Below are 26,535 nucleotides of genomic sequence, written 5' to 3'. Positions count from 1 at the left end.
CCATTACAGCGGCTTCACCACACGCTTCATTTCCCGATAAAAATTTTTTTTCTTTTGCCATTGGTTATTGTTTCAATGTCCCGGTTTAATTAGAATTTTAATAATTTTGTAATTATCGCATCCGCCATTTCACTTGTTCCGACCGCGTTTGGATCGTCACGGTCTGGTTTCATATCATAGGTAACCGATTTTCCTTCTGCAATAACAGCAGCTACTGCATTCTCTAAACGATTTGCTGCGTCTATTTCCCCTAAATAACGTAACATTAAAAAACCAGATAATATCAATGCGGTTGGATTAACTTTGTTTAGTCCGGTATATTTCGGTGCTGAACCGTGAATCGCTTCAAACACCGCGGTATCTATTCCAATATTCACTCCCGGAGCCACCCCTAATCCACCAACAAGTCCTGCACAGAGGTCTGAAATAATATCACCATAAAGATTGGGTAAAACAAGGACATCGTATAATTCCGGTTTCTGAACTAATTGCATACACAAATTATCAACTAGAACTTCTTCGTACGCAATTTTACCTTCATACGCTCTAGCAATTTCACGGGCTACCTTATAAAACAGCCCATCAGTGAATTTCATAATATTCGCTTTACAAACTGCAGTGACTTTTTTCCGATTATTGGCAACCGCAAAATCAAAAGCAAATTGAACAATTTGTTTTGACCCAGTAATAGAAATCGGTTTTATACTAATTGCGCTATCTTCGCGAATTTTTCCTTTCCCCAGGGCAATAATTTGTTTCGCTTCAGGAGTGTACAGGTCAAACTCAACTCCAGCATATAGATCTTCGGTATTTTCACGAATTACAACTATGTCTACATTCTGGTATCGGCTCCGCACCCCAGGATAATGTTTACACGGTCGAACGCAAGCGTAAAGTCCTAGCGCTTGCCGAATCGCAACATTTACACTCCGAAATCCGGTACCAATAGGTGTCGTAATTGGTCCTTTAATAGCGATTTTATTTTTTCGGATACTTTCCAGAACTCCATCTGGTAGCGGAGTCCCATATTTTTTCATCGCTTCTAATCCTGCCTCTTGGATGTCCCAATCGAATTTAACTCCTGTTGCTTCCAGAACCCGTTTCGTTGCGTGCATTAATTCCGGACCAGTACCGTCTCCAGGAATCATTGTAATTCGATAGCTCATAACTTTACCAGTAAATTCAAATATCGAATCGTGCGAAAAAATATTTCTAACTTTGAATTTACTTTTTCCCTTTGGTATAATTTAAAAGTCCACCGGCAATAATAATATCTATCTGTCGTGGTGTTAATCCATGGATGACCTGAAATTCACTTTTCTGCGTCACATTTTTGACAGTTATTGGCATCATGGATTTTAATTGTGTATGAATATTCGGGATTGTTAACCGGTCACCTTGTTTTATTTCATTAATTACTTTTGTATTGGTAAATATTAGCGGGATAATTCCGAAATTGATCAAATTATCACGATGAATCCGAGCGAATGATTTTGCAAATACCGCTTTAATACCAAGGTACATCGGGGCTAATGCTGCATGTTCGCGACTCGACCCTTGTCCATAATTTTCACCACCAACAATAAAACCTATACCAGCAGATTTTGCACGTTTCGCAAATGATGCATCAATTTTTTCATACACATGTTCAGCAATAGCCGGAATATTTGAACGTAGCGAAAGAATTGTGGCACCGGCTGGCATAATATCGTCAGTGGTAATATTATTGCCAACTTTTAATATAATTTCTCCTTCCAATGATTCAGGTAATGGAGAGTTTACTGGTAACGGACGAATGTTCGGTCCGCGAAAAATCGTTACCGCATCCGGTTCATTTGCCGGTTCAAGTATGAGCGAATCATCGATAAGAAACTCTTTCGGTAAATGCACTTCAATGGGTGCTCCGAACGTTCGAGGATCAGTAATTACTCCAGTTAATGCTGAAGCGGCTGCAGTTTCTGGACTACATAAATAAACCAGCGCATCTGCGGTTCCTGACCTTCCTTCAAAATTCCGGTTGAAAGTTCGTAATGAAACAGCACCGGATGATGGAGCCTGACCCATACCAATGCATGGTCCACAAGAATTTTCTAATAAACGAGCGCCTGACCTAATTATATCAGCTAATGAACCGTTGTGTATAATCATTTCAAGAACCTGTTTTGAACCAGGATTTATGGTTAAACTAACGTCTGGATGAATTTTCTTCCCGCGCAACATCAAAGCTACTCGAGTTAAATCGGTATATGAAGAATTGGTACAACTACCGATACAAACCTGGTTAATTTTTTTCCCAGCGAGATCTTTAACTTTACAAACATTATCAGGACTATGCGGTTGTGCAATTAACGGTTCAATTTCGGATAAATTTAGTTCTATCGTTTCATCATAAATTGCATCGTGGTCAGGAAATAGTTCTTGCCAACTCGATTCACGTTTTTGTGATTTTAAAAATGCTAGGGTCTGTTTATCTGAGGGAAATATTGATGTCGTTGCGCCTAATTCTGCGCCCATATTTGTGATGGTAGCTCGTTCAGGGACAGTCAACGATTTAATTCCAGGACCAGTATACTCAAATATTTTTCCGATCCCCCCTTTAACGGTTAGTCGACGGAGTAGTTCTAAAATTACATCTTTTGCAGAAACCCAGGGTTGAAGTTTTCCAATCAATTCAATCTGTACAATTTTCGGCATATTAAAATAATACGCGCCTCCTGCCATGGCGACTGCGACATCAAGTCCACCTACGCCAATTGCGAGCATTGAGAGTCCTCCTGCAGTCGGAGTATGGCTATCAGAACCAAGCAACGTTTGACCTGGGATCCCGAATCGTTCCAGATGAATCTGATGACATATTCCGTTTCCTGGTTTCGAAAAATAGATTCCATATTTTGCTGCGATAGTTTGGAGAAATAAATGGTCGTCAGCATTTTCAAAGCCAATCTGTAACATATTATGGTCAACGTAACTGACCGATAATTTGGTTTTAACCCGCGGAATCCCCATGGCTTCAAACTGGAGAGACGTCATGGTACCGGTTGCATCTTGTGTTAACGTTTGATCAATGCGAATAGCTATCTCTTGACCAGGAATTAATTCACCTTCAACTAGATGAGCTAAGATAATTTTTTGTGATAGATTCTTTCCCATAAAACTGATATATATCTTTAAACTTAATCTATATTAATAATAAATTCAGTCTAGACCTAATATATTTTTGCAGGTGTATGCTTATAATAATCGCTGATAGATGGTTATTTTTACGAATATAATGTAAAAAATAATAAATGTTGAATTCGTTTCAATATTATAATTGGTTTTTAAGCTTTAAATGTTTTATCGTTTTAAATCATAAAAAACCGCTAAAGTTAAAATTCACTTTTTGTGCGGTTATGTACTGAGTTATTTCTCAATTAAAATATTTACTTGACTCAATATCAATATAATTTGAAATAGTTTTTAACGATCATTAATCGGAATATAATCAGTTTTTTGATTTCCGATATAAATCTGGCGAGGACGAACGATTCGTCCACCGGATTTATCATGTTGCTCTTTCCATTGTGCAATCCAACCCGGCATTCGACCGATTGCAAACATAACCGTAAACATATTTACCGGGATACCAATTGCTTTCATGATAATCCCGCTATAAAAATCTACATTCGGATATAACTTACGGTCAATAAAATACTGGTCTTTCAAAGCTAGCTCTTCCAATTTCATAGCGATATCTAATAACGGGTCTTTTTTATTAAGTTTTTTTAATACACGATCGCACACTTTCTTAAGAATTTGGGCCCGGGGATCAAAATTCTTATATACCCGATGACCAAATCCCATCAATTTAAATCCACTATTCTTATCTTTAGCAAGTCTGATACAATCTTCCGGTGTAAGATTACCCTTATGGATTTTCGCTAACATTTCTAGTACCTCAACATTTGCACCGCCGTGTAACGGTCCCCAGAGTGCACAAACACCCGCAGCACATGAAGCAAATAAATTTGCTTGACTTGAACCTACAACACGAACTGTAGTCGTGCTACAATTCTGTTCATGGTCTGCATGTAAAATCAGAATCAGATTTAAGGCATCTTCTATATCCGGATCAACTTCATATTCAGCATAGGGCATCGAAAACATCATATGTAAAAAGTTTGCAGCATATCGCCGTTTCGGATCGGGGTAGATATAGGGTAATCCTTGCGAATGCCGATACGAAAACGCAGCTATTGTTCGCACTTTACTAATTAGTTCAGCAGCTGCTTCCTCAAACGTTTCATCAGAAGGAATCTGGTATGTTTGCGGTTCATAACAAGAGAGTGCATTTATCATAGCAGATAAAATTGCCATTGGTGCTGCATTAACGGGGAATCCTTCAAAATGATGTTTCATTCCTTCATTTAGATGCGCATTATTGGTTAGAAGATTACTAAATCGCGCTAGTTCATCTTTTTTCGGCAGTCGACCGAAAATAAGTAACCAGCAGACCTCAATAAAATTCGGATTTTCTCGGTCGAATTGCTCAATTGGAATACCGCGATATCTAAGTATTCCTTTTTCTCCATCGATAAATGTTATTGCACTTTTACAACTGCCGGTATTGGCAAAACTAGGGTCAAGTGTTATAGCGCCAGTTTGTGCACGTAACTGAGAAATATCTATACCGACTTCTCCTTCCGTACCTATGATAATTGGTAACTCAATTCTTCTATTATCTAGAATTAATGTGGCAATTTTTGCCATACTTTTTAATATCTCCTTTGATTAAAATTAGGTATAAGTAATATATACTACCAAAACATCATTTTACCGAATACTATAACGATAGGTCTTATTTGGGTTGCAATTGTATCTAACCAATAATAATTGTAATAACGAGCTGAGTTGGTTGATAGTTTCGAAAGTATAAATCTAAATCAATAAATTCGCCCTTAAGAGGTAAATGTATAATATAATTATTCTATATTATAACACAAAAATTTATATTCCGAAGCGGATAATTTTTTCCTATTAAATAGAAATATGCATAGACTTAAGGTTATGGTAATTATTGGGACTAGACCGGAAGCAATTAAACTCGTATCTGTTATTGAAGAGTTAAACCAAAATACAAAGTATTTTAAACCAATTGTTGTTACGACCGCGCAACATCGAGAGTTGGTTGATACTGTATTTAAGTTATTCAACATCAAACCACAGTTCGATTGTAATATTATGCAATCGAAGCAAACGTTAACGCACATTACAACTCTTGCTGTAAAAAAACTAACTCGAATTATGGATATAGTCAATCCGGATATTGTCCTTGTTCAAGGTGATACTACGACAGCATTTTCTGGTGCATTAACTGCATTTTATCATCGAATTCCTATCGGACATATAGAAGCAGGACTACGTAGTTTTCATAAATACAATCCTTTTCCAGAAGAGATGAATCGGATTCTCATAGGTAAACTAGCAGATTGGCATTTTGCGCCTACTGAACTTGCTAAACAATATTTGATCAATGAAGGAGTTAACCCCGAAAAAATTTATATTACTGGCAATACCGGTATTGATGCTGTGTTAAAGTTTGCAAAACAGAGTATAAGACCGACGATTCCTGAAATTAAGACAATCAATTGGCAGCGCAGAATTATTTTAGTTGAAATGCATCGGCGAGAAAACTGGGGTAAACCGTTACAAAATGTATGTACTGGGCTCATTGAAATCGCAAAGCGAAATAAGGACGTAGAAATAGTATTTCCATATCATTTAAATCCAGTTGTTCAGAAAACAGTAGATAAAATATTAGCTAGGGAAGAACGTATCCATCTTTTTAAAGCAACTAATTATGCAGATTTTATCTGGTTACTTAATCAATCATATTTGATTTTAACTGATTCTGGAGGAATTCAGGAGGAAGCGCCAATACTCGGTAAGCCTGTATTATTATTACGGGAAGTGACCGAACGGCCTGAAGCAGTCAAGGCAGGAATTGTTAAGGTTATTGGCACTGAAACAGAAAAGGTAATTACAGAAACCCAACATCTACTTGATGATAAAGCGACATATCGGACTATGGCACAAAAGATTCCTTTATATGGTGACGGAAAAGCAGGAAAACGGATCATTCATATTATTCTCAATCAATTTGGGTATCGTAAATCATTACCAAGAGAGTTTCAACAGCCTATAATATAACAAAACCGTTATATAACCAGAAATAAAGTGTAAATAAATTTAAGGTGTATAAATCTTGAATTACTTTATTTTCAGCTTAAAATGCACAATTAATATTCGTCAATATGACAGAGTTAACTTGAGAATAATCAATCATAAGATTCAAATTGTATCAATTATACTTTAGATTTTATTATAAATTATGCTATATTGAATTAGTATATTTACCATCATAAGTCAAAATATATCCTTAAGAAAGGAGAACCACGATTGCAAATTACGAATTGGCGATTTTTAAAGTATCAATTTGGAATTTGCAATCTAGAACTGCGATATGTTACCTCAAGGTGCAGAATGGATTATAGTTCTGGTGATAGCATTATTGGTCTTCGGTCCCAAAAATCTTCCCAAGATTGGTCGTGCACTTGGAAGTAGTATCAAAGAATTTAAGGACAGCATGAAAGGGTTAGGCGATGCAGAAGAAAATGAGAAAGTTAAGAGCGAAAAAAGTGATGCGGTGAAGAAGGATGATGTAAATCAGTTATCCGGATAACCCCTTATTTGATAACTATAATCTTATAATAGGGCAGTCGGTATGAATGATTTTGAGGATTTTTCTGATGAAGAAAACGAATTAGTTGAAGAAAAACGGTTAACTTTTATTGAACATCTTGAAGAACTGCGAAAGCGTATTATCAATTGTTTAATTGGTTTTCTCATAGCAACGGTCATATCCTTTTTCTATTCCGACAGATTAATAGATATTTTATTTGCACCATGTAAAAATAGTATTAAAGTAACCTATTATGGATCGATTCTTACCCCGTTCAATATTCGGCTTAAAGTATCTTCCGGAGCCGGTATTATTATTGCAAGTCCGTATATATTGTATCAATTATGGATGTTCATTGAACCCGCATTGAAACGTAACGAAAAAAAAGTTGTTCGAATTTTATTTTCGTTTGCTATACTTTGTTTTTTAGTGGGAGTAGCGATAGCATATTTTTGGATTATCCCAATTGGAGTGCCGATTTTATTACAATACGCTACTCCAATAATGCAACCTTTAATCGGTATTGAAGAATATATATCGTTTGTAATTATCATTTTAGTCGCAATGGGAATAGTATTTGAAACACCGCTAATATTAATTGGTCTTTCTAAAATTGGTTTGGTTACATCAGCGCAACTATCCAGAAATCGACGATATGCTATTCTTTTAGCTGCGATATTAGCATGTATTATTACTCCTGGTAGTGAACTTTGGACTTCAATATTTTTGATAATTCCGCTTTATCTGTTGTTTGAAATATCGGTTTGGTTAATTGCAATCATCGAAAAGAGATAATACAATGTACGTTTTTTGGAGATTATTGCTAGCGCATTTGATTGCCGAATTTCCACTACAATTTGATGTGATTTATCGGCTTAAAATAATGAAAACCACGGGGATTTGGTTACATTCTTTTATTTTTTTTCTCGTTGCGACAGTATTATTAATTCCATGGTGGAGTGAATGGCAATTTTGGGTGTTTCTATTTTTTCTTTTTATTTCGCATTATGTATTAGATAAATTTAAAATTAATCTATCTCGGAAATATCAGGTTGATAATCTTGGAATATTTGTTGGCGATCAACTTGCCCATATCGGTTTATTAAGTTTAGTACTCTTGATAGATTTAGATGAAACATTCCGGCTTAATCTTCCGCCATCGTTAAATTCTATTTCTTTTTTATATCAGGATAATCAAATTGTTCTTATTTTGATCGGATATCTGTTTGCATCTTTTGGCGGAGCTTTTTTGGTTTACTATTTAGAAAAAATGTTTTTCCCTTCACGAAATGAACGCGGTTTTTTGACAACAGCAGAAAAATATTATACTATTTTTGGAGGATTATTAATTACGACATTTGCATGGTTGAAAGGATACTTCTTTCTTATTATCCCATTAGTTCCAATATCACAATGGTATTTATTTTCATTGCGGAAAAGTGAGCGCGACCAAGGGCCAACAATTTTTGCGTTAATAACGAATGCGGTTGTAGCCACTTCAGTTGGAATCTTGTTGCGCTTTATACCAGGAACAATAACGTAATTTATTTATTAAGGAGGACTGAACTTTGCCAGAATATATTCTTGTAGTTGATGACGATAGAGATATTGCTCAGGTTATAAAAGTTACACTGGAATCGAAAGCATTTGAAGTTGAATTGGCTTATGATGGAAAACAAGCGCTCGCGTCAGCAAAAAGACGTAAACCGGACGTAATTGTTCTTGATTTGATGATGCCGAAAATGAGCGGAATCCAGGTGCTAAACGCGTTGCGGGCAGAAAATAGTACCAAAGATGTACCGGTATTAATGCTAACCGCAGCAACCAAATATTCCGAAAAACCTGATGAATACTGGAAAGAGAAGGTAGGAGTCGATGATTACGTTTCCAAACCATTTGAACCTATGGATCTGCTGCGCCGTGTAGAAGCGTTAATTAACCTGAAGAAAAATAAAGAAAAGTAGTAATTCCATTTGATGGTTATGTTTCACCCAACAGGATATCGAGCTCTCGTTTCATTAGTTGAAAAATATCCTTGGGGGTTAAGTTTTGCGTAACCGAGATAACTTTTATCCTGGCCGGCTCATTTTTAGCCAATTTGATATATCCTTTTCTTACTAAACGGTGAAAAGCGAGCAATTCTTTTTCCAACCGGTCTACGTGTCCATAAGAATGGCGTATTTTTCTAGCTAATCCTAATTTTGGTTCGATATCTAAGAAAAAAGTTATATCGGGCTGTAAGTTATCTGTTGCTATTCTATTTAATTGTTGGACGAATTCGATACCTAACTTTCGTGCTACACCTTGATATGCTACAGAAGAATCAGCATACCGGTCACAGATAACTATTTTTCCTTGATACAATGCGGGTTTTATAATCTCCTGAACAATTTGCGCTCGACTCGCTAAATATAAGAACAGTTCAGTTAAGGGAACCATAGTATTGTTGCTTGGCGATAAGAGTATTCTGCGAATTTGATTCCCGATGACTGTGCCACCTGGTTCTAAAGTAGCGATAACCTGATATCCTCTTCGCTGCAAATAGTTTTTAAGTAATCGTACTTGCGTTGATTTACCACTACCTTCGCCGCCTTCTAACGATATAAATAATCCCTTTTTCTTTTTCATAGTGTAACATTTTACTATAAAAACGAAAATAAAAAAAGCCATCATTATTTTTTGATGGCTTTCATAATAGTTTTTGGCGGGGCCGACGAGACTCGAACTCGCGACCTTCTGCGTGACAGGCAGACGTTCTAAACCAACTGAACTACGGCCCCATTAAAATTAGTTTACGATAGTGTCATACTCAAAATTATTATTTATCTCTTGAGTACTTAATAACTAAATATATCCTTACTCTGGTGGGCGGGACAGGGCTCGAACCTGCGACCCCCACCTTGTAAGGGTGATGCTCTCCCAGCTGAGCTACCCGCCCAGAAGCACTAAATTATAAATATTATATTGTATAACAGCTAAACTTTCAACTTCAAATAAGCGTAAAATATTTTAAACTTCAATGTTGAATTTACGATATATTATTCTCACTTGCTTATCTTCAGATAATTTATATAATGTAGTATCGTTGGTCATATCAATCGAATAAGCGCCGGAACTAATATGCCAATCTCCGTCCCAAGGTGTGAACTCTAGTTTTGCACAACCGAAATCTTCCAAACCATCTTCGGTAATCTGGTCAAAAATATAGCGAATAATGTTCCCTCGTTCATATTTAAATAAAGGAATACATTCTTCATCTAACAAACCAGATGCTTCAAATCCCCATGAAATTTTACTGGTTTTAAATGATTCAGCTAGTAATTTAGCAATGTCCATAAGTTCTGTTTCGGGAATTAAGTATATAAAATATGCATTGCAAAGATGTTCATCAATATTGACAGTACTGCCGAATTTTCCCCAAATAAAAAATTGTTGATCAACGATCGCTTTATTATTAGACTTGGCTAATGAGTAAAGAAAACTTATGATAGCACGTTCGATTTTTTCCCACACAAATTCATACTCTTCATTTTCTCCTGCAATAGCATCCAAATCGAAATAAAACACTAATTCCGGTTTTTTATACTGCAAAATGTCAATTTTAAATTTCATGGGATTATCTTCGTTAGGCATACGATTAAACATAAAAATCGGGATTGAATCTATTAAACAAAACAATCCAATCCCGATATATCCTTAAACCTAAATTACTACTGTTCGATTTGACCGAGCAATGCATCTATCTCAGTAACCATTGTTTCGGTTAATTTCCAAGTTTCTTTAACAAAACTATCTTCCACTGCCGGCTTTCGTGCTTCCAAATAATCTGGGATAACACGAACTCCTCGTTCATCATCTTTTTCTCGAGATAATTGTACGCTTTTTGCTATATCTTGCTGCATTTTTGCTAACATTTTCAAACAATCAGGAATAGATTTATCACCAAGTTCTGATCGTAAAATTTTTCGTTCATGTTCCCACCGTGGACAATCGCTTGGGGTGCTAAGCAATACATCGAGACCAGATTTACCTTTGGTTGTAAGCACTTCAGCGACTTTTTTCTTTAGCCCAAGTAATGCATAATATTGAATGAAGTAGGTATAGGTTTCGATTCCTTTTTTTCTCGATTTTTCCAATAAGAAGTTTTTACCTAAACCTTTAATATCCTTATCAGTATAAACTTCTTTACCAGATGCAGCTTGTAACCGTTTCCGCGCATCGAGCATTAAATCAATAATGTCCGGTCGGAAAACTTCAAACTCGAATTTGCTCCGCTTCGCCTTATTCCGTTTCATATATTTACCTTCATTACGTTTAACGGAATAAAGGTTATCAGAAAGAACCCAGCCCGGAATCAATTCGTTATATGCCGGGGGTACGCCCGGATAAAATTCAGCGGGAGAGTTAATAAGTGAAAACGGAAATGCAACTTTTTGCGGTAGTGTAGTAACTCCTGTTGCTAAAATAGTATATGGCGATTGAGAAAAATTCGCCGGGAACTTTATGTCCACGCTTAATCCGAAAAAGGTTCCTTCACCACACCATATTTCTTGGTCTGGAACCCGCGAAGTATGATTACTACCGACGTTTGCGCCATAACCAACATTTCCTTTTCCTTCAGGCCAAAACGCAGCAATTAACAGTGATTGATGATGGAATCCGACAAAGGGTCCGACCAGTGATGCCGTTACTTCACCTTCAGCGACTCCAGTATTTGGTCCGAGAATAGAGTTGGTTACTAATCCTTCACGTTCAACGTGGGAATGTTCAGTTAAAACCGATGAATCAACTATACCGTTAGATGTAACTTCACTACCCCATTGGATAATAGAATTCTTAACATACGCACCGTTGCTGATTTCGGTCTTTTCATCTTTATTACTTAATAAGGTAGAATTAAGTACAATATTTGCATTATCAATGATCCCAAATGCACCAATAAAGGTTTCTAGTACTTTATTCGTATTTTTTACCATTGCTCCTTCACAGACAATTCCTTTAGATGACGTCGCTTTATTCACATATTCAGCCACGAGTTTCTCATATTCGGCCAACAAATTTTTATCTTTTCGAGAACTAGCGATTTTGGTTGCAACCTCAACGGTTATTTCACCATAAGTTTTAACTTCTCGTCCTCCAGTTTCTATTGCTAACGAAAGTTCAACGCCGTTACCAAATGAAGTTGCTTTTCGGGTGGCGAGTTCACCGACGTTTGAAATAACTGCTTTTTCTTGAATCCAATAGTTAGCGAGTAATTTAACAGAATAAATTAAAGCATTATCCCCAATAATTGTATTGACAATAGTAGAATTATAGATGCCACTGGGAAGTTCTATCCCTGTTTCAACGGAAATATTTTCATCAAATTTTCCGATATAAACTTCACCGTAGAACATGGAATTCCGAACTCGATCGGGATCGAATCCGTCAGCGACTTTAATTTTTTCCCAATCTTCAGCAAAGTTGCCATTTTTTTTCAGTTTAGTAATTTGTGCTGCAGTTAAATGGTTACCACCAGTTTGTTCCTTCAATTTCGCTACATTAGCAATGAGTTCAGAGGTTTGGATCGCTTGTTGTAATGCACCGAGAACGTCAATGTTGTTCATTTTTATCACTCCAAAAGAAATATAAAAATATAACGATTCGGATGCAATAAGTATCATATTTTTTCATCGCATCCGAATCGCTTTTTCAAGTAATTAATTATTTACGATATTTTCCAATTAGTTTGCCCGTACAATCTTCAGTCAGGATAAAAGTTACATCGGGATGCAACTGCAGGGCACTCGCAGGAACCATAGCTGTAATCGGTCCCTCAATAGATTTGGCAACCGCATCCGCTTTATTGGCTCCGTTTGCAAATAACAGAATTTTTTTCGCTTCTAGAATTGTACCTATCCCCATACTAATTGCCGAGGTTGGTACATCTTCAATTTTTGCAAAAAATCGCGCATTATCTTTAATGGTGCTTTCAGTCAAAAAAACCTGACGTGTTCTAGAAGCTAACGACGACGGTGGTTCGTTAAATGCGATATGTCCGTTACTGCCAATTCCTAATATCTGAACGTCAATTCCGCCAACATCTTTTATCATTTCTTCATATTGCGCACAAAACGCCGCAATATCTTTTGCCATACCGTCTGGCACAAACGTGTTCTTCTTATTTATATTAATATGGTTGAAGAGGTTGGTATCCATAAAGTAACGATAGCTCTGATCGTGATTTCCCGGCAATCCTACATATTCGTCTAAGTTGAAAGTAATAACTGATGAGAAATCCAATCCCTCTTCTTTATGCAACCGAATTAATTCTTTATAAACTGGAATTGGGGTGCTTCCCGTAGCTCCGCCAAGAACAAATACTGCTTTTTTCTTCATTTCAGTGGCGATAATTTGTGCGCCAACTTTACCAAGTTCGTCTTTATCTTTAACGATAATGACATTCATAAACTTAAAATCCTCCTTGAAATTATTACCGGAAACTTGAAAACCAACAAATACCAGAATCAATAAGTTGATTACCGTATTTATTAGTTTTAGTGTTTCCGTAATTAAATTTTTTTGTTGTTAAGTTTTGTTGCAATTTCGCAAGTATCGAATGCGATACGAGCTTCTTCATCAGTTGGAATAACAAAAACTTTCACCCGCGATTCCGGTGCGCTAATACATTGTTCTATTCGTTGGGTTTTGGCATTCAGTTCGCGGTCGAGGATTATGCCAAACCAATCGAGGTTATCGCAGATTTTCTCCCTTAACGAAGTTGCATTTTCACCAATTCCCCCGGTAAAAACGATTGCGTCAGTTCGACCGAGAACTGCCATGTAAGCACCGATATATTTTTTTACTCGATAGCAAAATACATCTATCGCAAGTTTCGCTCGTTCATTCCCCTTATCAGCTTCTTCTAGCAGATTACGAACATCGTTGCTGATCCCTGAGATACCCAGTAAACCACTTTTTTTATTCAATATTTGGGTAATTTGCGGGATAGATAGTTGCAGTCGTTCCGCAAGGTAAAATATTAACCCAGGATCAATATCTCCTGCACGTGTTCCCATAACCAATCCTTCTAACGGAGTCAATCCCATTGAGTTATCTACTGAATTTCCTGCGAGTACCGCAGTTATGCTACAGCCATTACCAAGATGACAGGTGATAATATTTGCTTCAGTTTTATTTTTACCCAATAATACTGCGGCACGACGCGCAACATACCGATGCGAAGTGCCATGGAATCCATACCGCCGAACTTTATATTTTTCATAATATTCATAGGGGATTCCATAGATATAAGCGTATTTTGGCATCGTCTGATGAAATGCGGTGTCAAACGCAGCTACTTGCGGAATATTGGGTAGAATGGCAGTTGCAGCTTTAATCCCGGTTAGATTCGGGGGATTATGGAGCGGGGCTAAATCTGCATATTCTTGAATAGCATCAATCACCTCCTTGGTTATGAGACAGGAACCAGTGAACTTTTCCCCACCATGAACAACCCGATGTCCTACGGCAGAAATTTCCGCGATATTTTTTATAACGCCGATCTTCGGATCAGTTAGAATTTTGGTAATTAACTGCATTCCCAGTTCATGGTTTTGAATGGGCTGAGTGAATTGAACGGTTTTATCGTCCGTCTTATGCGATAAAACGGAATTCTCTTCACCAATTTTTTCTAATACTCCTTTTGCTAGTACCTTTTGTTCTGGCATTTCAAATAGCTGATATTTTATGGAAGAACTCCCAGCATTAATCACTAGAACTTTCATTGCCGCCTCTTAATTTGAGATTAGTCTTTATAGGGTTCAATTAAAATAGACATAAATTCAGGCATCCAAAACCGAATTGTGGATGCCTGAATTACTCGCTGGTAATTTACAAAATTTAACAATAAATTATATCAAAAAACCTAACTTCTTGTCAAAAAATATTACCTTTACCTAAATTCTGAAAACTATTTTTATAAGTAGTTATTATTATGAATTTCTGAAATACGGTCGGTATCTTTAGAAGTATCTAATTTCATAAATTCCGAATATTTCACATAATCGATAGAAAGTATCCTTATTTGATATTTTGCATTCACAATAAATTGGTAAGGTTTTTCGTCCCATGATATTTCCACAAAAACAAGAATTGCGAACAATGCATCTCTGTTATTCTACTTCCGTATATAAAATAAGTTTGATATAGGGAAGGAATCGAGGCAGTAGCTTACTGCCTTAATCTCTCTCCGCTTCTTCTTTGTTTTACATTATGGAAACCGAGTTTACTTGATAAATCTCTTAAATCACTTTAGGCACTATTAAGTTTGCACTCGGGATACACCGTGGATCAAGAATAAACTTTTTCGCATGTATTCTCCCAATAATTGGAGGATTGTTTTTCCGGAATACACTCGCTAATTCTTGAACAGAAACTTTTATTGGAACGAGTGTAATAAGTTTCGTTGGTATTTTTTCTTCCGGAAGTGCACCGCTACCGACTTCGGAATAACCGTCGGTAACTTTTATTGTTACCTTATTTCCAAAAATAAATTTTAATTGTTCAGCGGCTTCGTTAGCAACTTTTTCAATTTCTGGGAGAGGACGGGTGAGCCAGTATAGGGTAGGGAGCGTTTGCGCGAGTTTCTCTTCATTTAGATAAAGTTTTAAGGTTGCTTCTAGTGCTGCAATTGTTAATTTATCAACCCGAAGTGCGCGTTTTAACGGATTCTTTTTAATCCGGTCTATATATTTCTTTTTTCCAACGATTAAACCGGCTTGCGGTCCGCCTAATAGTTTATCTCCGCTAAAAGTAACAATATCTGCGCCAGAGTTGACGATTTCTTGGACGGTAATCTCTTTTGGCAAACCATATTTCGATAGGTCGACCAACGCACCGGAGCCTAAATCTACCATGACTGGTATTTTAAATTTGGTGCCAATGGCACATAATTCAACTTGGTTGACTTCTGCAGTAAATCCGACTATCCGATAATTGCTGGTATGTGCTTTTAGTAACAATACCGTATTTTTGGTGATAGCATTTTTATAATCCTCTAGATGGGTTCGGTTCGTTGTTCCAACTTCTACTAAAATACAACCGCTTTTTTGCATAATCTCTGGCAGGCGAAAAGTTCCTCCGATTTCGATTAATTCGCCGCGAGAAACGATAACTTCTTTCCCTTGAGCTAATGTATTTAAACTGAGTAAAACTGCAGCCGCATTATTATTAACGACAGTAGCCGATTGTGCTCCGGTCAGTTTGCAGAGTAACGATTCAATATGATTATCCCTGTCGCCACGGTCTGCGGTTTCTATATCATATTCCAAATTCACCGGAGTCGAAGCTGCTTGGTGCAAAGCGTGTATAGCTTCTTTACACAATATCGCTCGTCCGAAATTAGTATGGAGAACGGTTCCGGTAGCATTAATCAATGGTTTCAATGAGGGTTGGCTGAGTTTTCTTACTTGTTCGATGACTTCTTTGCCGATTGCTTCAACCGAAATATCAATCCCCTTTTCTTTATTTTTAATTCTCGTTCTAATATCAGCAAGAACAGTTCGAATTGTTTGGACTACTATCAGACGAGAAAATTGTTCTACCTCAGGCATTATTTGAACGGATTTAAAAATTGTATCTACTGCAGGTAGTTTGCGTAAAAGATTTGGTTTCATTTAAAAATATTTCTCGCAAACCACGCAAAGAAAGAAATTGTTATGAAACGGAACGGATTAATCTTTGCGGTTTTGCTAGTACCAACCACTAACAAAGTCTTCTCGATTAGAAATCAGCGGATTGATTTATTATTTACTTTTTGGATTTATTCTAATAGGGTTTAGTTGGTTTTGTCAAACTTCCTCTTGTATTAAGGCGGTTTATAAAAGATAATATTTATATTCGATTCACAAGTATAGAAAAAATATAAACAAGAATATACAATTGAGACGAGAAATTTATTGAACTAATAAGCTATCATTTCTATTCTCTACGATATTACTATGCGAAAAGCTATTTTAATAATTTCAATAATTTTAATTGCAACCAATACTTTGTGGGCTGCCCCAAAACTTATTATTGTTTCACCGCATTGGGAAGGGATTCGTAAAGAATTTACGCGAACCTATCAACAGTGGTATATGAAGAATTACGGCGGCAATGTTGAAATCGAATGGCTTGACCAAGGTGGCGGCGCTGATGTTCTGCGGTATATCAAATCCGAATTCTCCAAAAAACCTGATGGAATTGGAATAGACCTATTTTTCGGCGGTGGACTAGAACCTTATTTGGAATTAGCGAAATCGAATTTGTTATATTCATATCGCGTTTCAGATAAACAGCTGAAAAATATTCCATCGAGCTATTATGGTATTCCTCTCTATGATAAGCAATATCGTTGGTATGGGGTAGCATTGTCGGGGTTCGGGATTCTTGAAAATTCAGTTGTAACCAAGAAGTTAGGTTTACCTGCGGTTAAAACTTGGGCGGATTTAACGCATCCCCGTTTACGAGGTTGGGTGGGGTCGGCTGATCCGCGGCATAGTGGAAGTGTGCATATGATGTATGAAATAATCTTGCAGGCGTATGGTTGGGAAAGAGGATGGGAAAATATAACCCTTCTTGGTGCAAATGTCAAATCGTTTCCTAAAACTGCAAGTGTTACTCCGGAAGATGTTAAGCTGGGTGAAGTAGCGTATGGATTAGCAATAGATGTATATGCCTGGTCTAAAATCAATGAGGTTGGGAAAGATAAAATGCGGTTTATTTTTCCCCAAGGGGTAACTGTGATTAATCCGGATTGTATAGCGATTCTAAAAGGGGCACCGAATCTAACTGAGGCAAAATCGTTTCTTGAATTTACGTTAACTTCGGAAGCTCAAAAACTCTTGATGTTACCGAAAGGCACGCCGGAAGGACCGAAAGAATTTACTCTAACTCGGATGAGTGTTATCCCGAGATTATATGAGGAACTTAATAGTCGGTCAATTATTCCGTTTAATCCATTTAGATCACATGGAGGAATGAAATATAATTTTGAAATAGGTTCGGCTCGATATATGATATTAAACGACCTCATCGGTGCAATGATTATTGATACCCATTCGGAACTGATTCAAGCATGGAATAAAATTATTGCACGAGGTTTAAACCCTATGGAAAAACACCAACTTGGCCGCCCGCCGATTTCGGAAGAAGAAGCACTTCAACTTGCGCAAACGAAATGGAATGACCAAGCATTTCGCAATCAAAAAATAGCTGAGTGGATACGATTTGCGCAGCAGAAATATACTTCGTTAATAAAAACAAATAAAAACTAGCCTCAGAAAGTTCACAGAAAATTCGGGGTTAAATATTGTTACCCTAAATTAACCTTTTAAAATTCTTTGTATACTCACTGGTAAATATAGGAAATTTTAAAATCGGTTACGACGTCCGCCACCAAAACTACCACCACGATGCCCACTTTTTCTTCTATCACTGCCTTTCCCACCACTTTGAACGAAACGACGTTTTGTTCCACCGATACCACCAGTAATTTTCTTTTCTCGCGCTTCATTGACCACTACGGGTTGACCATCTAACGGTTGTCCATTAAGTTGACTGATTGCATCCTGCGCTTCTTCTTCGGTCGACATATCAACGAATCCGAACCCACGTGGCTCGTGAGTATAACGGTCAGTGATAATTTTAACTGAGTTAACTGTTCCCACCTGACTAAAAAAATCACGTAGTTTATCTTCATTCACCGAAAAAGATAAACTGCCTACAAATAATCTACGTCCCATATTTTTTACTACAGTATGAAGTCTCAAGCCTAAATGCCGAAATCAAAATCTTAGGAATAAAGACTTAATCCTGTTTTTTTACCTTTCTTTGTGGCGGGTACCCGGGTTAGATAGCAAAACCGTGAACAAGAATGAGTTGAGCATTAAGGGTTGGTCGGATATTGTAATCACTCTACCATTGTGATTTTACTGCTTTCCACTCTTGGCTAGGTGTCGCACCACTAAATAAATTTACGTTTTTTAACTATTTACACGAATTATCATATCAGAAAATAAGAAAAAATCAAACTTAATTCTTATTAATTAGTTTTCAAGATTAAAAATTTATTCCACTAAGAAAATGAAACAACGAAATGATATTCAAAATTTTGACTAAATTTGATTATTATTGTAAAATATATATATGAAAATATTTTCTTAAGGAGGATACCGAGAATGCGTTATGCGATAGTTGAAACTGGCGGAAAACAGTTTCGGGTTATGACAGGTGATTTAATTAAAGTTGAAAAGCTTAATGCGGAAATTGGGACGGATATAGAATTGGATAAAGTGTTATTGGTTTCCGGTGATGACAAACTTGAAATAGGCAAACCTTATGTTGCTCAAGCAAAGGTGGTTGCTGAGGTTACCGACCAAGATAAATCAAAAAAAATCAGGGTATTCAAATATAAACGTCGGAAGAAATATCGTAAATTAAAGGGGCATCGACAGGCTTACACCGAACTTAAAATTAAGGAAATTATAACTTAATTAATATTCATTTGGAGGTGGAATATTTTATGGCGCATAAAAAAGGTCAAGGGACTTCGCGTAACGGGCGTGATAGTAATGCGCAGCGACTTGGTGTTAAGAAATTTGGTGGACAAAATGTTTCAGGAGGAACTATTTTGGTGCGGCAGCGCGGAACCAAATTTCATCCGGGAGAGAATGTAGGTATCGGCAAAGATGATACACTTTATGCAAAAATTAGCGGAACGGTCGTTTTTTCCACGAGTAGGAATCGAAGTATTGTAAGTGTTATTCCGCCTACTGGTACATAGAGATAAAATTCATAGGTTTCAATTCGTTAATGACAAGGCAGTTTGATTTTGATTAAAAAATCATAGGACTGCCTTGATTTGTTTTAAGATAAATCACGCTTTAAACTATTTAGGTTTATTATCTATAATTCTTAATTTTGATATTTTGATATTTGATGTTCAATAATAAAATTTCTGATTTTTTATATTATGTTTGTTGATAAAGTGAAAATATATGTTAAATCCGGACATGGTGGAGCAGGGTGTGTCAGTTTTCGGCGTGAAAAATCGGTTCCTAAAGGAGGTCCAGATGGCGGTGATGGTGGTTGTGGTGGCTCAGTTTATATTCAAGCGGATAGTCGAATAAAAACATTAATTGATTTATATCATCATCCTCATATTTTTGCGGGTAATGGAGAACATGGGGAAGGGAGTAAGCGGACAGGGAAAAATGGTAAGGATATCATCATTTCGGTTCCTGTTGGCACGGTAGTAAAAGAAATCGACCCGGTGGATGATAGCATTGTAAAACAACAATGGGATTTGATTAAGGAGAAAGAACCTATTTTACTTGCTCGTGGTGGTCGAGGTGGAAAAGGGAATGCTTGGTTTGCCACGGCAACACATCAAACTCCACGGTTTGCACAGCCGGGTGAACCAGGCGAAGAAAAAAAGTTTATCCTTGAATTAAAATTAATTGCTGATGTTGGATTAGTCGGATGTCCTAATGCTGGTAAATCAACGTTATTATCGAGAATTAGCGCTGCAAAACCAAAAATAGCAGATTATCCGTTTACGACAAAAGAACCTATTCTTGGTCAAGTAAAAATTGAGTTTGGAAAAAGTTTTGTTATAGCTGATATTCCTGGTTTAATTGAAGGAGCCCACGCTGGTCGCGGTTTAGGTCACGAATTTTTACGGCATATCGAGCGGACAAAAGTTCTGATTCATTTAGTCGATGTTGAACCACCAGACGGGAGTGATCCATTTGAAAATTTTATGGCTATAAATCAAGAATTATCCTTGTATAATCCAATTCTAATTTCACGGCCACAAGTGGTGGGATTAAATAAGATAGATTTACTTCATTCAATGAGTAAAATAGCAAATTTGAAACGAAAAATCAGACAACAGGGCTATGAAGTGTTTGCAATTTCAGCATTAACGGGTAACGGAGTAAATAAATTAATATATCGTGTTGCAGAATTGTTAGACAACTTAAGTTCAAATAAATGATAATCAGTTATTTCTGATCAAACGAAAATAACCTCATAATAACTGAAATAAATACTGTGAGGACAAAGTTACATCTTGATAAATTAAACCTCTATTTTACAATATCAAATGAATATGTATAACCGAATTGTAATTAAAGTTGGAACAAGTCTTTTAGATAGCGCAAATAATGTATTTAATCGGGCATTGATAACGCATCTGGCAGAACAAGTTAGGGTTTTACAGAATCAAGGAAAACAAATTCTCATTGTGACCTCAGGTGCAATTGGAGCTGGTATGAGAAAATTAGGCTGGCAAGAACGGCCGAAACTAATTCCTGACCGGCAAGCATTAGCAGCGATTGGGCAGAGTCAGCTCATGTTTGTCTATGAAGAGATTTTCAGTCAGGAAAATTTAATGGTAGCTCAAGTATTACTAACTGAAAGTGATATGAATAATAGGAAGCGGTATTTGAACGCGCGAACTACCTTATTGCGTTTGTTAGACCTAGGGGTTATTCCTATCATCAATGAAAATGATACTGTTGCAATTGATGAACTTAAAATTGGCGATAATGATACATTATCTGCCCGAATAGCTAGTAAGGTTGATGCAGATTTGTTAATTATTTTAACCGATGTTGATGGATTATATACTTGTGACCCGAGAAAATCAAAACAAGCAAAAATTATTTCTTGTGTGGAGAAAATCACGCCGGAACTAAACGAATACGCTGCTGGACCTGGAAGTATTGTCGGGACTGGTGGAATGGTTACCAAACTCCGCGCCGCTAAAATTGCAACTTCTGCTGGGATTACCATGTATATTGCTAATGGAAATAAGCAGAATATTATAATAAAAATAGTAAATAACGAGAATGTTGGCACAAAATTTCTTCCCCCAAAATCACAAAAATTATCCGCGCGAAAACGATGGATAGCTTATGGTAGCAATTCTGCTGGAAATAGAATCTATGTAGATAATGGTGCCAAGCAAGCGTTAGTCTATTCTGGGAAGAGTTTATTACCTTCAGGAATAATTAAAGTTGAAGGAGATTTTGAACCAGGTGATATTGTTCAGATAACCGATAGTAAAGGCGTAGAATTTGCGCGTGGATTAGTGAATTATGCAGCTGCAGAGATTGAAAAAATTAAAGGACTTAAATCATCACAGGTGCAATCAGTTCTTGGATATAAATACTACGATGAAGTTATCCATCGAGATAATCTCGTTATATTAAATCCTGCCTAGCACCAGTATATTTAAATAATTTGGACAAGAATGAGGTTTGTAAGGGTAGTGCAGTTCTGTTTTGTTCCAGTAGTTATGTGACTTAAGCTAGATGGTTTTACTAGTCTGTTCCTAGATGCAGAAATTGGTCAAAAGGAGTGGGATTATAAATAATAATTATTACCAAAATTAGCCAGAAGAGTATATTTATGAGAAGTGGTTTATCTTGTAAAAGGATTATTTCTGGTTCACCACCCTGCCCACGTTTATAAACTAAATATAAATAACGAAGAATTCCAAAAAGAACAAATGGAAAAGTCAAAATTAGACTATGCGTATGAAATTTTTCGATAGTTTCACGGGAAATGGTATAAAGTGCATACGAAAATACTGTCATTGAAGTAACAATGGCAACCATTTGGTCAAGAAACCCTGGTGAATATTCCAGTAATACTTGTCGATGTTCATTTGCTTTATCATCCAGAAGAATCAATTCATGGCGGCGTTTGCTAATAATTAAAAATAATGCAAGAAAAAAAGCACACATTAATAACCACTTGGAAGCTGTAAGACCGGGATGTACAACAACACCAGCGTATGCACGCAAAACAAATCCAAGCGCTATTACCAGTATATCAAGAATAACGATATGTTTAAGAAAAAAAGAATATGTTAACATCATAAAGAGATAGAAAAGTAAACATAAACCAAATATCGTGCTTAATAGAAAAGCCCATGTACATGCGAATACTAAAATAATGCTTGCAGTGAATCCTGCAGCAGATACCGAAAGTTGATTTGAAGCTATTGGACGGAGCCGTTTTTTGGGATGTTGCTGGTCTTGTTTTTTATCCACGATATCGTTTATTAGATATAATGAACCAGAAACCAAACAGAATAAAAAAAATGCCATTACTGTTCTTAGAAAAAATATCGGTTCAGTAAGTTTCATGGCAAAAATAATTCCCGCAAAGACGACAAGATTTTTAGTCCATTGCTTTGGTCGCATGCTAAGTAAGATGAGTTTTATCATGGTTAGATTAGATGGGTTAACCGTGAAGGTTAAATTCGGTCTTAATTTTATAAACTTTTAGCGCTGGTAAATAGAGTAAATCAATTACTCCTTTAATATTTTTTACGTACGTCAGTATTTTCGTTATTTCTGATTGGGATTTGCAGGTTAACGTAAACCAGAGATTATACGAATGGTTTCTTGCATAACAATGTGTAATCTCATCAAATTTCGCTAATTGTCCTCCAACTTGTTCAAGGGCAGCACGAGCGACCTTGACTCCGACTAAACAGCTGGCGAATCCTAATTTTTGTGAATCGAATATTGCACCAACACGTCGAATGATTTTAGTTTTTTTGAGGGTATGAAGAGTATCATAGATATCTAATTCCGCAATGCCAAGCTCTTTTCCTAGTTTGTGAAACGGTGTATGAATGATAGGAAATTGCGATTGAATTCGATTCAAAATATCATTGGTTCTTCGTGACGTTCTTTGTTTCATTTTTTTTCTTTAAAGTTTTCTTTTGACCTCGGGAATTCAATTGGGATAGTTTAGAACGGCATTTTGCGCACAATATCCTATTAACATCAAATAGCAGTATATTTTGCTGGGTTTTATGTTCAAGAATGGATTCAACAGCAGAAATTATTCCTTCAGCTATTTGGCTGGCAATATTTTTTATAGCGATATTGTCGAGTTGAAATTGTGGTGTTACGGCACTGTGTAGATTTTGCCGGGCAAATTGTTGTTGCTCTGCTTTTCTACTTTCGATTTCGCGCCGCAATGATTCCGCTAATCGAAAACAATTTTCATCTAATTTCCCTTCACGTTCGCCGGCGTCAATTATGGCAATCGCAAATTTCGAAAAATAATTTGGATATCGCCGAAATGCATCTGTAATGCTTTCACCTTGCTCCAACCATAATTTTATCTCTTTGATTACCTGCTGTAACTCTTTATTCGCAATTTCTTGAGCTGCGATTTCTATTCCGCGCAGTAGCGGAACATCAGAAGCGATTAATTGAGCGAACCTATCAAAGAAAGATGCTTCTGCCCGAAGAGTTGATAATGAAATTGATGAACTTAATAGTGTATCTTTGTTCATAATTTTGTATTATAGCAAAATATCACATACTTATGAAATCAAAATATTTAAATTTTTATGGTTTATCTGTATGAAACATTGTAAATTTAGATTATAATATACCTACTTTGAACAATTTTCTTTTTTCAATGTCAAGATACAAACTCTTACTTCATTATTAAATTTTCAAATTGAAAATTCCTAATTATCGAAAAACTTTCGAAAATTTTAACCCAATTTCATTTGACATTCTACAAAATAATATCGTATTATATCGTATCAAAATTTTAATAAAATATGCTCCTCCTGAGGTGGTCTATGGCAAAGCATCGGATATTAATTGTTGACGATGATAAAGATATATTACAAATCATCAAACTTACTTTACGTGATCAGTATGAAGTTATAACTGCAACCGATGGATTCAGTGGATTGCAAAAGGCACAAGCGGTTGAACCGGATTTATTTATTTTAGATATTCGGATGCCAAAAGTTGATGGACATCAATTGATTGATGCTATTCATCATTCGCCAAAATTCTATAACGTTCCTATCATCGTTATTACAGCACATGCTGACCCTGAAGATGAATATTATGCTATGCAACAGGGAGTAAGTGCTTATATTCCAAAGCCATTTGAAATGCCAGACCTAGTTAAAAAAATCAATGAGGTTTTGCAGAATAAACCTGTACGCGAGAAAGTTCTAACCTATGAAGAAATTCTCGCTATGGAATAATTCTGGTGAAAAGATATGCAGCCAACAAACACTAATTCTCTTTCAGTCATTGTAACTACTAATTTACCAGATTTAAAACTGTTCAAACGAGGGAAAGTCCGAGATGTATATGAATTTGGGAACCAGTTATTGATAGTTGCAACCGACCGCATCTCTGCATTTGATGTAGTTCTACCAAACGGTATACCGTATAAAGGGAAAGTGTTAACTCAGTTATCGTTATTTTGGTTTGAATTTACTAAGCATATTGTTCCAAATCATTTGATTACAGCTGAGATTAATGAATTTCCATCGGAAACAGAACAATACCGTGATATTCTCATGGGACGAAGTATGTTGGTTAAAAAAAGTAAAGTGGTTGAAATTGAATGCGTGGTTCGAGGTTATTTAGCGGGTTCTGCTTGGAAGGAATATCAAGCAACCGGAACAATTTGTGGGATAAAATTACCGCAAGGTTTGCGTGAATCGAGTAAGCTTCCGGAACCAATATTTACTCCAGCAACCAAAGCTAGCTCCGGTCATGACATAAACATTTCTGAAAAAGAAATGATTAATATTGTAGGTTATGATATAGGAATGCAATTAAAAGAAAAAAGTATTGCGATATATACCGAAGCGTTAAGTTACGCGGAATCCCGTGGTATTATTATCTCAGATACTAAATTCGAATTTGGTTTTGTCGATGATAAATTAATTTTGATTGATGAAATTTTAACCCCGGATTCATCGCGATTTTGGCCTAAGGATGATTATCAACCAGGGCGACCGCAAAAAAGTTTTGATAAACAATTTGTCCGAGATTATTTAGAAACGTTAGATTGGGATAAAACTGCACCCGGTCCGCCATTACCCGACGATGTGGTAAATAAAACAAGTGAAAAGTATTTGGAAGCTTACCAAAGATTGGTTGGAAAACCACTCGCAATCTAATAAAAATTTTGTTGTGCGATTTCGATATCCGTTAGCATAAAACCCTACCGAAAAACTGAAAAACTAGAAACCAATTCGTAGGTTTTTCGTTCTTCCGTTGTTTCGTTCTATCCGTTAAGCGATACCCAGTAATTGTTTAGCTTTATCCACTGCGGAAGCGGCATCCGGCGCATACCCATCCGCTCCAATTTCATCCGCATACCGCTGGGTCACCGGCGCTCCGCCAATCATCGTTTTCACCTGACGACTCAATCCCGCCTGCGCTAACGCCGCTAACGTCGTCTTCATATTCACCATCGTCGTGGTCAATAACGCGGACATCGCTACAATCTGCGCCCGCTGCTCCCGCACCGCCGCAATGAACTTCTCCGGCACCACATCAATCCCTAAATCTATGACCCGAAACCCCGCTCCCTCTAACATCATCGCTACTAAATTCTTCCCAATATCATGTAAATCACCCTTCACCGTCCCAATCGCAACCGTCCCAATCGGCTCAACCCCAGCCTGCCCTAATAACGGCTTTAATACCTCCATCCCCGCTTTCATCGCACGCGCCGCAATCAATACCTCCGGCACATAAATCTCGTTGTTCTTAAACTTCGTACCCACTACACTCATCCCAGCTATCAACCCCTCATTCAATATCTTCCCTACCGAAATCCCCTCCGCTACCGCCGCCTCAACTAACCCCTTCACCTCTCTCGCCTTCCCCTGCAATAAATTATCCGCAATCGCCTGTAAATCTACCATAGTCGTTCTCCTTTAGGTATAATAATTATTTATTTTTGGTCGGATAGTAGAGTGGAATGAGAATTGA

The 26,535-nt window shown here is 36.8% G+C and carries 26 protein-coding genes and 2 tRNA genes; 12 read left to right on the top strand and 16 right to left on the bottom strand.

Annotation, left to right across the window (positions count from 1 at the left end):
* Positions 1–89 precede the first annotated feature (89 nt).
* From N3A72_06360 to N3A72_06350, 3 genes are all read right to left on the bottom strand, one after another.
* The gene (locus N3A72_06360) at positions 90–1,166 is read right to left on the bottom strand and encodes an isocitrate/isopropylmalate dehydrogenase family protein (GenBank protein ID MCX7919219.1); all 1,077 of its coding nucleotides are present in this window, start codon (positions 1,164–1,166) and stop codon (positions 90–92) included.
* A gap of 58 nt (positions 1,167–1,224) precedes the next feature.
* A complete protein-coding gene (locus N3A72_06355; protein ID MCX7919218.1) occupies positions 1,225–3,150 on the bottom strand; it encodes an aconitate hydratase in 1,926 nt (641 codons plus the stop codon).
* Positions 3,151–3,459: 309 nt separating this feature from the next.
* A complete protein-coding gene (locus N3A72_06350; GenBank protein ID MCX7919217.1) occupies positions 3,460–4,749 on the bottom strand; it encodes a citrate synthase in 1,290 nt (429 codons plus the stop codon).
* A gap of 279 nt (positions 4,750–5,028) precedes the next feature.
* Between N3A72_06350 and wecB the strand changes: the two genes are divergently transcribed.
* The 5 genes from wecB to N3A72_06325 all read left to right on the top strand — a co-directional run bounded on the left by wecB (position 5,029) and on the right by N3A72_06325 (position 8,685).
* Positions 5,029–6,189: a UDP-N-acetylglucosamine 2-epimerase (non-hydrolyzing) gene (gene wecB / locus N3A72_06345; GenBank protein ID MCX7919216.1), complete on the top strand. Its 1,161-nt coding sequence runs from the start codon at positions 5,029–5,031 to the stop codon at positions 6,187–6,189.
* A gap of 313 nt (positions 6,190–6,502) precedes the next feature.
* Positions 6,503–6,721 carry a twin-arginine translocase TatA/TatE family subunit gene (gene tatA / locus N3A72_06340; protein MCX7919215.1) on the top strand — a complete coding sequence of 73 codons (219 nt, stop codon included), beginning with the start codon at positions 6,503–6,505 and terminating at the stop codon, positions 6,719–6,721.
* A 42-nt stretch (positions 6,722–6,763) separates the two neighbouring features.
* On the top strand, positions 6,764–7,516 hold the full coding sequence (gene tatC / locus N3A72_06335) for a twin-arginine translocase subunit TatC (protein ID MCX7919214.1): 753 nt from the start codon (positions 6,764–6,766) through the stop codon (positions 7,514–7,516).
* Between the two features lie 4 nt (positions 7,517–7,520).
* Positions 7,521–8,264, top strand: coding sequence for a DUF3307 domain-containing protein (locus N3A72_06330; GenBank protein ID MCX7919213.1), 744 nt, complete (start codon positions 7,521–7,523; stop codon positions 8,262–8,264).
* Positions 8,265–8,289: 25 nt separating this feature from the next.
* Complete coding sequence (locus N3A72_06325; GenBank protein MCX7919212.1) at positions 8,290–8,685, top strand: response regulator; 396 nt, start codon at positions 8,290–8,292, stop codon at positions 8,683–8,685.
* Between the two features lie 16 nt (positions 8,686–8,701).
* Here N3A72_06325 and tmk read toward each other — a convergent pair whose 3' ends face one another.
* The 8 genes from tmk to selA form a co-directional block, all read right to left on the bottom strand.
* Positions 8,702–9,349, bottom strand: coding sequence for a dTMP kinase (tmk, locus tag N3A72_06320; GenBank protein MCX7919211.1), 648 nt, complete (start codon positions 9,347–9,349; stop codon positions 8,702–8,704).
* A 74-nt stretch (positions 9,350–9,423) separates the two neighbouring features.
* Positions 9,424–9,501 (bottom strand) — tRNA-Asp (locus N3A72_06315).
* A gap of 82 nt (positions 9,502–9,583) precedes the next feature.
* Positions 9,584–9,659 (bottom strand) — tRNA-Val (locus N3A72_06310).
* 71 nt (positions 9,660–9,730) lie between these two features.
* Positions 9,731–10,354, bottom strand: a complete 624-nt coding sequence (locus N3A72_06305) for a hypothetical protein (protein ID MCX7919210.1) — start codon at positions 10,352–10,354, stop codon at positions 9,731–9,733.
* A 77-nt stretch (positions 10,355–10,431) separates the two neighbouring features.
* Positions 10,432–12,327: a DUF4954 family protein gene (locus N3A72_06300; GenBank protein ID MCX7919209.1), complete on the bottom strand. Its 1,896-nt coding sequence runs from the start codon at positions 12,325–12,327 to the stop codon at positions 10,432–10,434.
* A gap of 97 nt (positions 12,328–12,424) precedes the next feature.
* Entirely contained in the window at positions 12,425–13,168 is a 744-nt protein-coding gene (nagB, locus tag N3A72_06295) for a glucosamine-6-phosphate deaminase (protein MCX7919208.1), read from the bottom strand.
* A gap of 104 nt (positions 13,169–13,272) precedes the next feature.
* On the bottom strand, positions 13,273–14,487 hold the full coding sequence (locus N3A72_06290) for an acetate kinase (protein ID MCX7919207.1): 1,215 nt from the start codon (positions 14,485–14,487) through the stop codon (positions 13,273–13,275).
* Positions 14,488–15,003: 516 nt separating this feature from the next.
* Positions 15,004–16,377 carry an L-seryl-tRNA(Sec) selenium transferase gene (gene selA / locus N3A72_06285; GenBank protein MCX7919206.1) on the bottom strand — a complete coding sequence of 458 codons (1,374 nt, stop codon included), beginning with the start codon at positions 16,375–16,377 and terminating at the stop codon, positions 15,004–15,006.
* A gap of 324 nt (positions 16,378–16,701) precedes the next feature.
* Between selA and N3A72_06280 the strand changes: the two genes are divergently transcribed.
* Entirely contained in the window at positions 16,702–18,018 is a 1,317-nt protein-coding gene (locus tag N3A72_06280) for an extracellular solute-binding protein (protein ID MCX7919205.1), read from the top strand.
* Between the two features lie 96 nt (positions 18,019–18,114).
* Here the strand turns inward: N3A72_06280 and N3A72_06275 are convergent, their stop codons facing one another.
* Positions 18,115–18,486: an RNA-binding protein gene (locus tag N3A72_06275; protein ID MCX7919204.1), complete on the bottom strand. Its 372-nt coding sequence runs from the start codon at positions 18,484–18,486 to the stop codon at positions 18,115–18,117.
* A 435-nt stretch (positions 18,487–18,921) separates the two neighbouring features.
* Between N3A72_06275 and rplU the strand changes: the two genes are divergently transcribed.
* The 4 genes from rplU (at position 18,922) to proB (ending at position 21,971) form a co-directional block, all read left to right on the top strand.
* A complete protein-coding gene (rplU, locus tag N3A72_06270) occupies positions 18,922–19,236 on the top strand; it encodes a 50S ribosomal protein L21 (protein ID MCX7919203.1) in 315 nt (104 codons plus the stop codon).
* Between the two features lie 29 nt (positions 19,237–19,265).
* Entirely contained in the window at positions 19,266–19,526 is a 261-nt protein-coding gene (gene rpmA / locus N3A72_06265; protein MCX7919202.1) for a 50S ribosomal protein L27, read from the top strand.
* A gap of 189 nt (positions 19,527–19,715) precedes the next feature.
* A complete protein-coding gene (gene obgE / locus N3A72_06260; protein ID MCX7919201.1) occupies positions 19,716–20,741 on the top strand; it encodes a GTPase ObgE in 1,026 nt (341 codons plus the stop codon).
* Between the two features lie 114 nt (positions 20,742–20,855).
* Positions 20,856–21,971, top strand: coding sequence for a glutamate 5-kinase (gene proB / locus N3A72_06255; GenBank protein ID MCX7919200.1), 1,116 nt, complete (start codon positions 20,856–20,858; stop codon positions 21,969–21,971).
* Between the two features lie 100 nt (positions 21,972–22,071).
* Here proB and N3A72_06250 read toward each other — a convergent pair whose 3' ends face one another.
* Genes N3A72_06250 through N3A72_06240 form a run of 3 tightly spaced genes read right to left on the bottom strand, consistent with a single transcriptional unit; the run spans position 22,072 to position 24,068 of the window.
* A complete protein-coding gene (locus N3A72_06250; GenBank protein ID MCX7919199.1) occupies positions 22,072–22,983 on the bottom strand; it encodes a decaprenyl-phosphate phosphoribosyltransferase in 912 nt (303 codons plus the stop codon).
* A gap of 16 nt (positions 22,984–22,999) precedes the next feature.
* Positions 23,000–23,464 (bottom strand): Lrp/AsnC family transcriptional regulator, encoded by a 465-nt coding sequence (locus tag N3A72_06245; GenBank protein MCX7919198.1) that lies wholly within the window; start codon positions 23,462–23,464, stop codon positions 23,000–23,002.
* Positions 23,433–24,068 carry a type II secretion system F family protein gene (locus N3A72_06240; protein MCX7919197.1) on the bottom strand — a complete coding sequence of 212 codons (636 nt, stop codon included), beginning with the start codon at positions 24,066–24,068 and terminating at the stop codon, positions 23,433–23,435. The genes N3A72_06245 and N3A72_06240 overlap by 32 nt, the downstream gene beginning before the upstream one ends.
* Before the next feature lie 297 nt (positions 24,069–24,365).
* Here N3A72_06240 and N3A72_06235 point away from each other — a divergent pair, with 297 nt between their 5' ends.
* Entirely contained in the window at positions 24,366–24,785 is a 420-nt protein-coding gene (locus N3A72_06235; GenBank protein ID MCX7919196.1) for a response regulator, read from the top strand.
* A gap of 15 nt (positions 24,786–24,800) precedes the next feature.
* On the top strand, positions 24,801–25,715 hold the full coding sequence (locus tag N3A72_06230; protein MCX7919195.1) for a phosphoribosylaminoimidazolesuccinocarboxamide synthase: 915 nt from the start codon (positions 24,801–24,803) through the stop codon (positions 25,713–25,715).
* A 114-nt stretch (positions 25,716–25,829) separates the two neighbouring features.
* On the opposite strand, the gene N3A72_06225 is transcribed toward N3A72_06230, so the two are convergent.
* Positions 25,830–26,468 (bottom strand): corrinoid protein, encoded by a 639-nt coding sequence (locus N3A72_06225; protein ID MCX7919194.1) that lies wholly within the window; start codon positions 26,466–26,468, stop codon positions 25,830–25,832.
* Positions 26,469–26,535 lie beyond the last annotated feature (67 nt).

It is taken from the genome of bacterium, from assembly GCA_026416715.1.
In the GTDB taxonomy this organism is placed as follows: domain Bacteria; phylum UBP4; class UBA4092; order JAOAEQ01; family JAOAEQ01; genus JAOAEQ01.
Note: the sequence above shows the minus strand (reverse complement) of the source record. Positions and strands in the feature narration are given on the sequence as shown.